Origin of the sequence: Cellulomonas endometrii (assembly GCF_949769265.1) — a bacterium.
GTDB classification, from domain to species: Bacteria; Actinomycetota; Actinomycetes; order Actinomycetales; family Cellulomonadaceae; genus Cellulomonas; species Cellulomonas endometrii.
Genome location: NZ_CATKPC010000014.1, coordinates 15,379 through 27,084, shown reverse-complemented (window position 1 = coordinate 27,084; position 11,706 = coordinate 15,379). Strand labels below are relative to the sequence as shown.

Here is an 11,706-nt window from a genome sequence, read left to right as displayed (position 1 = left end):
AACCACAGAGCAGGGCGCGGGCACAACCCCCCGACCGTCCGGGAACCCCCGGACGCACGCGAACCCCGGACGCACGAGAGCCCGGGACCGCTCGGGTCCCGGGCTCGCGCGTGGTGCGGTGCGGTGCGTCAGGCGGTGGCGGCACCCAGGCGCGCGGCCAGCAGCTCGGCCACCTGGACGGCGTTCAGCGCCGCGCCCTTGCGCAGGTTGTCGTTCGAGATGAACAGCGCGAGCCCCCGGCCGTCCGGGGCGCCCGGGTCCTGCCGGATGCGCCCGACGAGCGACGGGTCCGCGCCCGCGGCCTGCTGCGGCGTGGGGACGTCCGCGAGCTGCACGCCGGGCGCGCCGGCCAGCAGCTCGTAGGCCCGCTGCGGGGTGATCGGCCGGTCGAACTCCGCGTTGATCGACAGCGAGTGGCCCGTGTAGACCGGCACCCGCACGCAGGTGCCCGAGACCAGCAGGTCCGGGATGCCGAGGATCTTGCGCGACTCGTTGCGGAGCTTCTGCTCCTCGTCCGTCTCCAGGCTGCCGTCGTCCACCAGGTTGCCGGCGAGCGGGATGACGTTGAACGCGATCGGCGCGACGTACTTCTGCGGCTCCGGGAACGTCACCGCGGTGCCGTCGTGCACCAGAGCGAGCGTGTCCTGCTGGACGGCGCCCCGGACCTGCTCGTCGAGCTCCTGCGCGCCCGCGAGCCCGCTGCCGGACACCGCCTGGTAGGTGGACACGACGAGCCGGCGGAGGCCGGCCTCCTCGTGCAGCACCCGCAGCACCGGCATCGCGGCCATCGTGGTGCAGTTCGGGTTCGCGACGATGCCCGAGCGGATCTCGTCCAGCGCGCCCGGGTTGACCTCGGACACGACGAGCGGGACGTCCGGGTCCATCCGCCACGCCGAGGAGTTGTCGATGACGGTGACGCCCGCCGCGGCGAACCGCGGCGCCTGGGCCTTCGACGTCGCCCCGCCTGCGGAGAACAGGGCGATGTCCAGCCCGGTCGGGTCGGCGGTGGCCGCGTCCTCGACCACGACGTCCTCGCCGCGGAACGGCAGCGTCGTGCCGGCGGACCGCGCGGAGGCGAAGTACCGGATCTCCGCGACCGGGAAGTCGCGCTCCTCCAGCAGGCGGCGCATGACCGTGCCGACCTGGCCGGTCGCGCCGACGACCCCGACCCGCAGGCCCGTGCGTGCCTGCTCGGTACCCGGTGCGCTCATCGTCCCGTCCCTCCGTAGACCACGGCCTGCTCCTCGCTGCTGTCCAGGTCGAACGCCGTGTGCACGGCACGCACCGCGTCGTCGAGCTGGTCGGCCCGCGTCACCACCGAGATGCGGATCTCCGACGTCGAGATCATCTCGATGTTGATCCCCGCGTCGGACAGCGCGGCGAACAGCTTCGCGGACACGCCCGGGTGCGACTTCATGCCCGCGCCGATCAGCGACAGCTTGCCGATCGTGTCGTCGAACTGGAGCGAGGAGAAGCCGATGTCGGGCTGGTGCTGTGTCAGCGCGGCGGTCGCGGCGGCGCCGTCCGTGGCCGGCAGCGTGAACGAGATGTCCGTGCGGCCGGTCGAGGCGACCGACACGTTCTGCACGATCATGTCGAGGTTGACGCCCGCGGCCGCCACCACCTGGAAGATGCGCGCGGCCTTGCCGGGCACGTCCGGGACGTCGACGATCGTGATCTTCGCCTCGCTGCGGTCGTGCGCGACGCCGGAGATGATCGGCTGCTCCATCACTGCTGCTCCTTGTGTGTCGTCACCGGCGGGGGCCGTCGGCCCGGGCGCGTCCGTCACCAGCGTGCCCGTGCGGGTCGAGAACGACGAGCGCACGTGCACCGGGACGCCGTAGCGGCGGGCGTACTCGACGCAGCGCAGCATGAGCACCTTCGCGCCGCTGGCCGCCATCTCGAGCATCTCGTCGTAGCTGATCCGGTCGATCTTGCGGGCGGAGGGCACGATGCGCGGGTCCGCCGTGAACACGCCGTCGACGTCCGTGTAGATCTCGCAGACGTCCGCGTGCAGGGCCGCCGCCAGCGCCACGGCGGTGGTGTCCGAGCCGCCGCGGCCGAGCGTCGTGACGTCGTTCGTGTTCTGGGTGACGCCCTGGAACCCGGCGACGATCGCCACCGCCCCCGCGTCGACGGCGGCCTGGATGCGGCTGGGGCTGACGTCGATGATCCGGGCGCGGCCGTGCACCTCGTCGGTGATCACGCCCGCCTGCTGCCCGGTGAACGACTGCGCCTCGACGCCGAGGTTGCTGATCGCCATCGCGAGCAGCGACATGGAGATGCGCTCGCCCGCGGTCAGCAGGATGTCCATCTCGCGCGACGGCGGCAGCGGCGTCACCTGCTGCGCGAGGTCGATGAGCTCGTCGGTCGTGTCCCCCATCGCGGAGACCACCACGACGACGTCGTCGCCCGCGCGCTTGGCCTCCGCGATCCGCTTCGCGACACGCTTGATGCTGTCGGCGTCAGCGACCGAGGAACCGCCGTACTTCTGCACGATGAGGGCCACGAGAGGGACTTTCCGGGTGCGGGGGCCGGTCGCGGGCGGGCGACCGGCTGGGTCGGGGCGAAGTCTAGGACGCGCCGCTCGCCCGCCCTCCCGCACGCCCGCATCGCGGGACCGGCGGCGCGGGACCGGCGCCGCGGGATCGGCAGCCGTGGGCTACAGCAGCTCGGCGCCCAGCCGCACGACGAGCACCGCGACCACGACCAGGAACACCACCCGGACGAAGGCGCTGCCCCGCGCCACCGCGGTCCGCGCGCCGAGGTACGCGCCGGCGATGTTCGCGACGCCCACCAGCAGGCCCAGCCGCCACAGCGGGGCGCCCTGCAGCGTGAACACGACCAGCGCGCCGAGGTTGGTGGCGGCGTTCACGATCTTCGCCTGCGCCGACGCCTCGAGGAACGCGTACCCGAGCACACCGACCAGCGCGATCACCAGGAACGACCCGGTGCCGGGCCCGAGCAGCCCGTCGTAGAAGCCGATGCCGGCGCCGAGCGCGAGCGCGACGAGCAGGTGCGTCCGGCCCTCCCACCGGAGCTGCGTCGCCCGGCCCACCTGCGGGCGCGCCACGGTGTAGACCGCCACGGCGACCAGCGCGACCAGGATCACCGGCACGAACACGTCCTCGGGCAGCAGCGACGCCAGCGCGGCACCGCCGGCCGCACCGAGCAGGGCGGCCACCGCCATGGGGCCCGCCGTCCCCAGGCCCGGTTGCACGCGGCGGTAGTAGGTCGCCGCGCTCACGGAGGTGCCGAGGATGCCCGCGAGCTTGTTCGTCGCCAGCGCCTGCACCGGGCTGATCCCGGGGACCAGCAGCAGCGCGGGGAGCTGGACCAGCCCGCCGCCCCCGACCACCGCGTCGACCCAGCCGGCGGCGAAGCCGGCCAGCATGAGCAGGGCCACCGTGCCGAGCGTGAGCTCCAGGCCGGAGACGGTCACGCGTCGGCGGGGCGCGGGGCGCCGGGCGCGGTGGAGGACGCAGCGGCGTGCGCAGTGCCGGTGCCCCGGTGCGCGGCGACGATCGCCGTGCCGGCGTGCTGCAGCGCGGCCGCGACCGCCCGGGCCCGCTCCTCGCCGCCGACGTACCCGGCGACCATCGCGCCGTCGCGCAGGATCACCAGCTCCTCCGCCGTGGCCTCCGGGTCCGGCACGCCGAGCTCGGCGAGCAGACCGGCCGCGGTGGCGACCATCCACCGGCGGTGCTCCGCGACGACCGCCCGGACCGGGTGGCCCGCATCCGCGTACTCCGCGGCGGCGTTGATGAAGGGGCAGCCCCGGAAGCCGGGGGCGCAGGACTCCCGGCCCAGCGCGTCCGCGTACGCGCGCAGGACGGCCGCCGGGTCGTCCGGGTGCTCGGCACGCGCGGCGTCCAACGCGGCACGCTCGGCGGCGGCGATCGCGGTCAGGTACGCCACGACCAGGACGTCCTTCGCCGGGAAGTGCCGGTAGAACGTCACCTTGCTGACCTTGGCCGCGGCGATCACGCGGTCGGCGCTCACCGCCCGGATCCCGTCGGCGTAGAACAGCCGGGAGGCCGCGGCGAGGATGCGGTCCGCGACGGCGGACGGGCGGGGGCCGGCGGCGGTGGTGGTCGTCATGGCGGTCCTCCTCCGGGCGGCGGTCGGCGTTCGGGCGAGCGGGCGGGCGGGGCGGTCCGGGCGGCCGGCGCGCGGGGGCTGGGGCCGTCCGGGGCGCCAGTCTGGCACGACACCGCGCGAGGTGGTCTACTAGCAGACGTACTAGTTCGTCTACCTCGGGAGCACCGCATGAGCGCCGTCTACACCGCCACCGCCACGTCCACCGGCGAGGGCCGCGCGGGAGGCCAGGTCACCAGCGACGACGGCGTCCTCGACCTCACGCTGGCCGTCCCGCCGGCCATGGGCGGCCCCGGCGGCGGGACCAACCCCGAGCAGCTGTTCGCCGCCGGCTGGGCCGCGTGCTTCCACTCCGCGCTCAAGGGCGTCGCCGCGGCGGGCAAGACCCCGATCCGGGACAGCGCCGTGGTCGCGGACATCGGCATCCTCCCGAACGGCACCGGCGGCTACACGCTGAGCGCCGCCCTGCACGTCGAGATCGGCGGCGTGGACCAGGCCACCGCGGAGAAGCTGGTGGAGCAGGCGCACCAGGTGTGCCCGTACTCCAACGCCACCCGGGGCAACATCGACGTCACGCTGGAGACCACGGTCGCCTGACCGATCCCCGCGCCGGTCACCGGTCGTCAGCGGCGACGCGCACGCGCCGCGTCGAGCGCGCACTCCCCGGGGTGCGCGCTCGACGCGTCGACGGCGCGGTCAGCGGCCGGGCGGCGACGGTCAGCGCTGGAGGGCGTCGTACTCCGCCTCGGCGGCCACGTCGTCGTCGACGTCGAGGCGCAGGTGGCCGAGGAGCGTCTGCAGGGTGCGTAGGACGCTCGACGCCCGCTCGCCCCACGTCGACAGGTACGAGAACTGCCACCACCACAGGGCCTCGAGCACGTGGCCGTGGTCGTAGTGCCGCAGCCCCTGGACCAGCGACTGCGTGATCGACACCAGGTCGCCGGACAGCGTGGCCCCGGCCACCTCGCCCCCCAGCACCGGGTCGACGACCTCGGCGTACTCGTCGACCCCGTCCAGCACCTCGGCCAGCGCGGCGCGCAGCGGGTCGACGTCGGGGTCCGGGCCGACGTCCGGCTCGTACCGCTCGCTGGGCACCACGTCGACGATCGCGCCGAGGCGCGCGCCGACGCCGAGCACGTCGGACACGGCGAGCAGGAGCAGCGGGATCGCGGCGTCCGGGTTGGTGCCCGCACCGACCTCGGTCACGGTCGTGAGGAACGCCCGGCACTCGCGCGCGACGGTCTCGGCGACGACACGCAGGTCGGCGGCCTCCGGGTCGAGCGCCAGGTCCTGGACCCCGGCCGCTCCGGTTGCCACGCGCACGTCGTCAGATCGGGTCACGTCCGCCATCGTGCTCCATCCGGCCGCCCCGTGCCCACCCCACGCGCGGCGGGTGCGCCACCGGCACCGGCGCGGTCTCGCGCCCGCGGCCCGCGCCGCAGGTCAGGCGCTGATGCGGCGCCGGCCCTCGAACGCGCGGCCGAGGGTGACCTCGTCGGCGTACTCGAGGTCCCCGCCCACCGGCAGGCCGGAGGCGAGGCGGCTGATCGTGATGCCCATCGGCACCAGCAGGCGCGCGAGGTAGGTGGCGGTGGCCTCGCCCTCGACGTTCGGGTCGGTCGCGAGGATCACCTCGGTGACCGTGGCGTCCGCGAGGCGGGTCATGAGGTCCTTGATCCGCAGGTCGTCGGGGCCGATGCCCGCGATCGGGTTGATGGCCCCGCCGAGCACGTGGTACCTGCCGCGGAACTCGCGGGTCCGCTCGATCGCGACGACGTCCTTCGGCTCCTCGACGACGCACAGCACCGCCGGCGAGCGCCGCGGGTCGCGGCAGATGCGGCAGAGGTCCTCCTCCGCCACGTTCCCGCACTGCACGCAGAACCGCACGCGCGCCTTGACCTCGGTCAACGCGTCCACGAGCCGCCGCACGTCCGTGGGGTCGGCCGCGAGGATGTGGAACGCGATCCGCTGCGCGCTCTTGGGACCGACGCCGGGCAGCCGCCCGAGCTCGTCGATCAGGTCCTGGACCGCGCCCTCATACACGCACCCACCCTACGGCCCGGCACCCACACGCACCGGGAGCCGCGCGTCAGAAGCCCTCGTCGACGAGCTCCTCGATCACGGTGGCGTTGAGCATCTGGGCGAGCAGCGGCACGCCGGACAGGCCGGTGGAGCCGATGTCGGGGTCGTCCATGGACGGCTCGTCGTCGGACCAGCGGCGCGTCGGTGCGGTCGCCGCCGCACCGGCGCCCCCGGCCGCGGCCGCCCGGGCGGCGGCGCGCACGCGGTCGGCACCGCTCGGGGGTGCGGGGGCCCAGTCGTCCGCCGGAGGCTCGGGGGCACCCGGGTCGTCGGGGTCGACGTCCCACGGCGGCGGCGCGGTGGCGGCGCCGTCGTCGGAGCCGGCGGGCGCCGCGTCCGGCGGGGTGCCGTGCTCCGGGCGGCCCGGCTGCGGTGCGTCGCCGGCCGCGCGGCCGACCGGCGACGCCGCGGCGCGGTCACCCGGAGCGGCGGGACCGGCAGCGGTGCGGTCGCCCGGGCCCGGCACTGCGGCCTCGCGCTCCGCCGGCGCGCCGTCGGACGACGGCTGCGGCGGTGAGGGGCGGCGGTCCGGGACGTCGGCGCCGGTCGTTCGCGCGCCGGGGTCCGTGGCGGACCGGGCCGCCGCGTCGGGGTCCGCGGTGGACCGGGCCGCCGCGTCGGGGTCGTCGTCGGCAGGGACGTCGGGCCGGGCGCCGCCGCCGGGCCGGGCACCGTGCGAGGTGCGCTGGGCGTCGGCCGTCGAGCTCGGCACGGGCGCCGGGCGTGCGGCGGGCGCGTCCCACGACGCCGCCGCCTCGGCCGCGGACGGGGCGCCGCCGCCCCGCGCGGGACCACCGGCGGGGGCTCCGGAGCCCGGGGTCGCGGGAGCGCCGCTGCCCTGCTGGCCGGACGGCCCCGCGCCGGCGAGCACCGGCTCCACCTTCACGGTGAACCCGAGCGTCTCGCTGACGGCCTGCTGCACGAGGTCGGCGTGCGAGCCGGCGCGGAACGCGGACGCGAGACCCGGCGCCGCGAAGCCGAGCTTGAGCGTGGTCGCGTCGAGCTCCACCACCTGGGCGTTCTGGCTGATGAGGACCCACGTGGTCTTCTTCAGCCGGCTGAGCGTGTCGAGCACCTCGGGCCAGCGGCGCCGCAGCACCTCGGTGTCGCCGCCACCCGGGGTGCCGCCGGGGCGCTCGACCCGCGCGACCGGCTCGGCGGTGGGGACGTCGTGCCGCACGGGAGCGGCAGACCGGTCCGCGGGGTGCTCGGCCGCTGTCGGGCGCTCGGCAGCCACCGGCCGCTCGGCAGCCACGGGGCGCTCGAGGACGGGAGCCGGCCAGGCGTCGGCGGGCTCCGCCCGGTCCGGCGCGGGCCTTCCGTCGGCCGGTGCGGGCGTGGCGTCGGCGGCGGCCTCGTCCGGCGTCGCCACCTCGTCGAGCGGCGTCGGCTCGTCGAGCGGCATCGGCTCGTCGTCGCGCGCCGGCTCCTCCGCGACGTCCGGCACGTCGTCGACCGCCGGCACGACGGCCGCGGCCGGTGCGGACGCGCTCGCCGGGACCGGCAGCGGTGCCCGCGCCGGTCCCGGCGGCGGAGTCGTCCAGGCCCGGCAGCAGCAGCCGGGCCATCAGGAGCTCGAGGTGCAGGCGCGGCGACGTCGCGCCGGTCATCTCGGACAGGGCGGCGTTCACCAGGTCGGCCGACCGGGACAGCTCCGCGGCGCCGAGGTGGGCGGCCTGGGCCTGCATCCGGGTCATCTGGTCGCCCGGGACGTCGCGCAGCACCGCCGCCGCGGCGTCCCCGGAGGCCGCGAGCACGATGAGGTCGCGGAGCCGCTCCAGGAGGTCCTCGACGAACCGGCGCGGCTCGTGCCCGGTGGAGATGACGCGCTCGACGACCCGGAACGCGCTGGCCCCGTCGCGGGCCGCGACCGCCTCGACCAGGTCGTCCAGCAGGGAGGAGTGCGTGTACCCGAGCAGGGCGACGGCGTCCTCGTAGACGAGGCCCTGCGGCCCGGAGCCGGCGATCAGCTGGTCGAGCACGGACAGGGAGTCGCGCACGGACCCGCCACCGGCCCGGACGACGAGCGGCAGGACGCCGGAGCCGACCTGCACGCCCTCGGCGTCGCAGAGGGTGCCGAGGTAGTCGACCATCACGTCCGGCGGCACGAGCCGGAAGGGGTAGTGGTGGGTCCGGGACCGGATGGTGCCGATGACCTTGTCCGGCTCGGTGGTCGCGAAGATGAACTTCACGTGCTCCGGCGGCTCCTCGACGATCTTGAGGAGGGCGTTGAAGCCCTGCGGCGAGACCATGTGCGCCTCGTCCAGGATGAACACCTTGTACCGGTCGCGCGCCGGCGCGAACGTCGCGCGCTCGCGCAGGTCGCGGGCGTCGTCCACGCCGCCGTGGCTCGCCGCGTCGATCTCCACCACGTCGAGGCTGCCCGGCCCGCCGCGGGCGAGCTCCACGCAGGACGCGCACGTGCCGCAGGGGGTGTCGGTCGGTCCCTGCGTGCAGTTGAGGCAGCGGGCGAGGATGCGCGCGGACGTCGTCTTCCCGCAGCCGCGGGGGCCGGAGAACAGGTACGCGTGGTTGGTCTGCCCGGACCGCAGCGCCTGCCGGAGCGGCGCGGTGACGTGGTCCTGACCCACGACCTCGGCGAAGGTCTCGGGCCGGTAGCGGCGGTACAGGGCTGTCGTCACCCCAGAACTCTAGAGGGGCGGCCTGACAGTCCGGGACCCCGGCAGCGGGCCCCTGGGGACGAGCACCGCCGTGTCGGACGCCACCCGGGGGCGCGCGCGAGGCGGCTGACCTGCGACGCGACACGGCGTCTCGCATGACGGGCATCGGATTCCATTAGGCGAGACGCGGCTGCTAGGTTCCGTGCATCGTCGGACGACCGGTCCGGCGGCCCCTGCACGAGGAGACGGCACGACGTGAGCCAGCACGCCGGCACCCCCGACCGCCCGCGCCCCGTGCGCCGCGCGGCCGACGCCCGCGCGCTCACCTGTCGCTGTCCCGCCTGACCCCGCGCACCGCGGCCGGCACCGCGCCTCCGGCGCCTCGCCCCGCCCGCTGGACCACCCCGGTCCCGCACCTCCCGCGCGGGCTCCCGCAGGCCCGCACCCGCTGCCCCCGGCCCTCCGCCCCCGACCGCGCCCGCCGCGTCCTCGCGCGGCACGACCCCCCACGGAAGGCACAGACCATGAAGCGCAGACTCTCCGCCTCGATCGCCGCGATCGCCGCCGCCGCGACACTCGCCGCGTGCAGCTCGGGCGGTGGCGAGGCCGCGGCCGGTGCCACCGAGACGGCCGACTCCGACAACCGCGTGACCGTCCGCGTCGGCGTGGCCGACATCGCGCAGGAGTACTGGACCACGTTCACGGACCTGGCGGCCGAGGAGGGCATCGACGTCGAGCTCGTGAACTTCACGGACTACACGCAGCCGAACCCGATCCTCAGCTCGGGCGACCTGGAGCTCAACCAGTTCCAGCACCTGCTGTACCTGGCGAACTACAACGTGAACTCCGACGACGACCTGCAGCCGATCGGCTCGACGGCGATCTACCAGCTCGGCCTCTACACGACCAAGGGGTACGCCGCGCCGGAGGACATCCCGGAGGGTGCGGAGATCGCGATCCCGAACGACGTCGTGAACCAGGCGCGCGCCCTGCTCGTCCTGCAGTCGGCCGGGCTCATCGCGCTGGCCGACGGCGGCAACGCCTTCTCGACCCCCGCCGAGATCGACGAGGCGGCGTCCCGCGTGAAGGTCGTCCCCGTCGACGCCAACCAGACCCCGGTGCAGCTGCAGAGCCTCGACGCCGCGATCATCAACAACAACTTCGCGACGGACGCGGGCATCGACCCGACGACCGCGATCTACTCCGACCTGGAGGACACCGAGACCGCGCGGCCGTACCTGAACCTCTGGGTGGCCCGCGCGGAGGACGCCGACAACCCGGTCTACGAGCAGCTCGTCGAGATCTACCACTCCGCCGAGGTCACCGACCAGCTGGTGGAGGAGAACGGCGGCACCGCCGTCGTCGAGGACGTGCCGGCCGAGGAGCTGCAGCGCGACCTCGCGGACCTCGAGGACCTGGTCCGCGAGTCGGCCTGACGCGCCCCGCGCACCGCAGGGCGGACGGCGCCGGTCCCCTCCCCGGGGGCCGGCGCCGTCCGCTGCGGTGGCAGCACCGGAGCGGCGGTGGGACCGTGTCCGCGGGTCCGGCAGACGGCCCGTGAGACCCGCGGACGAGGCGATCGGGAGCGGTGCTAGGGTCGCCCGCGTCCGCCCCCACCCTGGGACAGGAGTCGAGCACGTGAGCACCCACGCCGCTTCCGAGCACCGCGCGCAGCGCGTCATCGCCGGGGCGTCCTGCGGGCTCATGTGCTGTCGTCAGCGAATGTGCTGACGCTGCACCCCAGCAGCCCGGCCCTCCGCGGCGGACGCCCGCCCCGACCCCGACGCTCCCCGCGAGCGTGACCGGTCGGCACGGGCTCCTCACCAGGTCCTGACGCCCGACGGCCCCGCCGTCCGGCCCGGGGGACGCCGCCGGACGGTCACCGGCACAGCGCCGCGCGCCACGTCCCGTCACGCCCCGCACGACGGTCCCGCCCGGACCGCACGGGCTCGCACCGCCCGAGCCCCCACCTGGAAGGCAGCACCACCATGAAGCGCAGACTGACCGCCGCCCTCGCCGCCCTCACGCTGGGCGCGCTGGCCGCGTGCTCCGGCAGCAGCGAGCCGACGGCCGCCCCGACCACCGCGGACCCGGACAACCCGGTCACGGTGCGCGTCGGGGTCACCGACATCAGCAAGGAGTACTGGACGACGTTCTCCGACCTCGCCGCGGACGAGGGCATCGAGATCGAGCTGGTGAACTTCACCGACTACCAGCAGCCGAACCCCGTGCTCAGCGAGGGCGACCTGGAGCTCAACCAGTTCCAGCACCTGCTGTTCCTCGCGAACTACAACGTGAGCGCGAACGAGGACCTGCAGGCGATCGGCAGCACGGTGATCTACCAGCTGGGCCTGTACACGACCAAGGGCTACGAGTCGCCGGAGGACATCCCGGACGGCGGCGAGATCGCGATCCCGAACGACCCGACGAACCAGGCGCGCGCGCTGCTCGTGCTGCAGTCCGCCGGGCTCATCTCGCTGAAGGACGGCGGCAGCGCCCTGTCCTCGCCGGCGGAGATCGACCAGGCCGCGTCGCGCGTGACGGTCGTCCCGGTCGACGCGAACCAGACCGCGATCCAGCTGCAGGACCTGGACGGCGCGGTCGTGAACAACAACTTCGCGGCCGACGCGGGCATCGACCCGACGACGGCGATCTACTCCGACCTCGAGGACACCGAGACGGCGCGCCCGTACGTGAACATCTGGGCCGCCCGGGCCGAGGACGCGGACAACCCGGTGTACGCGAAGCTCATCGAGATCTACCACCGTGACGAGGTCATCGGGCAGCTGCTCGAGGAGAACCAGGGCACGGCCGTCGAGCAGGAGCTCTCCCCGGAGGAGCTCGAGGAGAGCCTGACCGAGCTCGAGGACCAGGTCCGCGAGGCAGCCTGACCCCGACGCGCCGG

At 75.1% G+C, this 11,706-nt stretch carries 11 protein-coding genes; 3 read left to right on the top strand and 8 right to left on the bottom strand.

Annotation, left to right across the window (positions count from 1 at the left end; genetic code table 11):
* Window positions 1-128: 128 nt before the first annotated feature.
* The 4 genes from QNH85_RS14455 to QNH85_RS14440 form a co-directional block, all read right to left on the bottom strand.
* Window positions 129-1,211: an aspartate-semialdehyde dehydrogenase gene (locus QNH85_RS14455; protein ID WP_282947503.1), complete on the bottom strand. Its 1,083-nt coding sequence runs from the start codon at window positions 1,209-1,211 to the stop codon at window positions 129-131.
* Window positions 1,208-2,509, bottom strand: a complete 1,302-nt coding sequence (locus QNH85_RS14450) for an aspartate kinase (RefSeq protein ID WP_282947502.1) — start codon at window positions 2,507-2,509, stop codon at window positions 1,208-1,210. The genes QNH85_RS14455 and QNH85_RS14450 overlap by 4 nt, the downstream gene beginning before the upstream one ends.
* A 153-nt stretch (window positions 2,510-2,662) precedes the next feature.
* The gene (locus tag QNH85_RS14445; protein ID WP_213283679.1) at window positions 2,663-3,394 is read right to left on the bottom strand and encodes a TSUP family transporter; all 732 of its coding nucleotides are present in this window, start codon (window positions 3,392-3,394) and stop codon (window positions 2,663-2,665) included.
* A gap of 44 nt (window positions 3,395-3,438) precedes the next feature.
* A complete protein-coding gene (locus tag QNH85_RS14440; RefSeq protein ID WP_282947501.1) occupies window positions 3,439-4,101 on the bottom strand; it encodes a TetR/AcrR family transcriptional regulator in 663 nt (220 codons plus the stop codon).
* A 168-nt stretch (window positions 4,102-4,269) separates the two neighbouring features.
* Between QNH85_RS14440 and QNH85_RS14435 the strand changes: the two genes are divergently transcribed.
* Window positions 4,270-4,695, top strand: coding sequence for an organic hydroperoxide resistance protein (locus tag QNH85_RS14435; RefSeq protein ID WP_213283672.1), 426 nt, complete (start codon window positions 4,270-4,272; stop codon window positions 4,693-4,695).
* A gap of 120 nt (window positions 4,696-4,815) precedes the next feature.
* Here the strand turns inward: QNH85_RS14435 and QNH85_RS14430 are convergent, their stop codons facing one another.
* From QNH85_RS14430 to QNH85_RS14415, 4 genes are all read right to left on the bottom strand, one after another.
* The gene (locus tag QNH85_RS14430; RefSeq protein ID WP_428830416.1) at window positions 4,816-5,448 is read right to left on the bottom strand and encodes a DUF5063 domain-containing protein; all 633 of its coding nucleotides are present in this window, start codon (window positions 5,446-5,448) and stop codon (window positions 4,816-4,818) included.
* A 93-nt stretch (window positions 5,449-5,541) separates the two neighbouring features.
* Window positions 5,542-6,141, bottom strand: a complete 600-nt coding sequence (recR, locus tag QNH85_RS14425; RefSeq protein ID WP_213283674.1) for a recombination mediator RecR — start codon at window positions 6,139-6,141, stop codon at window positions 5,542-5,544.
* 46 nt (window positions 6,142-6,187) lie between these two features.
* Window positions 6,188-6,646 carry a hypothetical protein gene (locus QNH85_RS14420; RefSeq protein ID WP_282947498.1) on the bottom strand — a complete coding sequence of 153 codons (459 nt, stop codon included), beginning with the start codon at window positions 6,644-6,646 and terminating at the stop codon, window positions 6,188-6,190.
* Window positions 6,597-8,771 carry a DNA polymerase III subunit gamma and tau gene (locus tag QNH85_RS14415; RefSeq protein WP_282947618.1) on the bottom strand — a complete coding sequence of 725 codons (2,175 nt, stop codon included), beginning with the start codon at window positions 8,769-8,771 and terminating at the stop codon, window positions 6,597-6,599. Before QNH85_RS14415 ends, QNH85_RS14420 begins: the two co-directional genes overlap by 50 nt.
* Window positions 8,772-9,325: 554 nt before the next feature.
* Here QNH85_RS14415 and QNH85_RS14410 point away from each other — a divergent pair.
* Both QNH85_RS14410 and QNH85_RS14405 read left to right on the top strand, forming a co-directional pair.
* Complete coding sequence (locus tag QNH85_RS14410) at window positions 9,326-10,237, top strand: MetQ/NlpA family ABC transporter substrate-binding protein (protein WP_282947496.1); 912 nt, start codon at window positions 9,326-9,328, stop codon at window positions 10,235-10,237.
* A gap of 552 nt (window positions 10,238-10,789) precedes the next feature.
* The gene (locus QNH85_RS14405; protein WP_282947494.1) at window positions 10,790-11,692 is read left to right on the top strand and encodes a MetQ/NlpA family ABC transporter substrate-binding protein; all 903 of its coding nucleotides are present in this window, start codon (window positions 10,790-10,792) and stop codon (window positions 11,690-11,692) included.
* Window positions 11,693-11,706 lie beyond the last annotated feature (14 nt).

What these genes read in the sequence shown, in the direction of transcription:
- QNH85_RS14455 (WP_282947503.1), bottom strand. Translation starts at nt 1,211, where the DNA reads ATGAGCGCACCGGGTACCGAGCAGGCACGCACGGGCCTGCGGGTCGGG.
- QNH85_RS14445 (WP_213283679.1), bottom strand. Translation starts at nt 3,394, where the DNA reads ATGCTGGCCGGCTTCGCCGCCGGCTGGGTCGACGCGGTGGTCGGGGGC.
- QNH85_RS14440 (WP_282947501.1), bottom strand. Translation starts at nt 4,101, where the DNA reads ATGACGACCACCACCGCCGCCGGCCCCCGCCCGTCCGCCGTCGCGGAC.
- QNH85_RS14435 (WP_213283672.1), top strand. Translation starts at nt 4,270, where the DNA reads ATGAGCGCCGTCTACACCGCCACCGCCACGTCCACCGGCGAGGGCCGC.
- QNH85_RS14430 (WP_428830416.1), bottom strand. Translation starts at nt 5,448, where the DNA reads ATGGCGGACGTGACCCGATCTGACGACGTGCGCGTGGCAACCGGAGCG.
- QNH85_RS14410 (WP_282947496.1), top strand. Translation starts at nt 9,326, where the DNA reads ATGAAGCGCAGACTCTCCGCCTCGATCGCCGCGATCGCCGCCGCCGCG.
- QNH85_RS14405 (WP_282947494.1), top strand. Translation starts at nt 10,790, where the DNA reads ATGAAGCGCAGACTGACCGCCGCCCTCGCCGCCCTCACGCTGGGCGCG.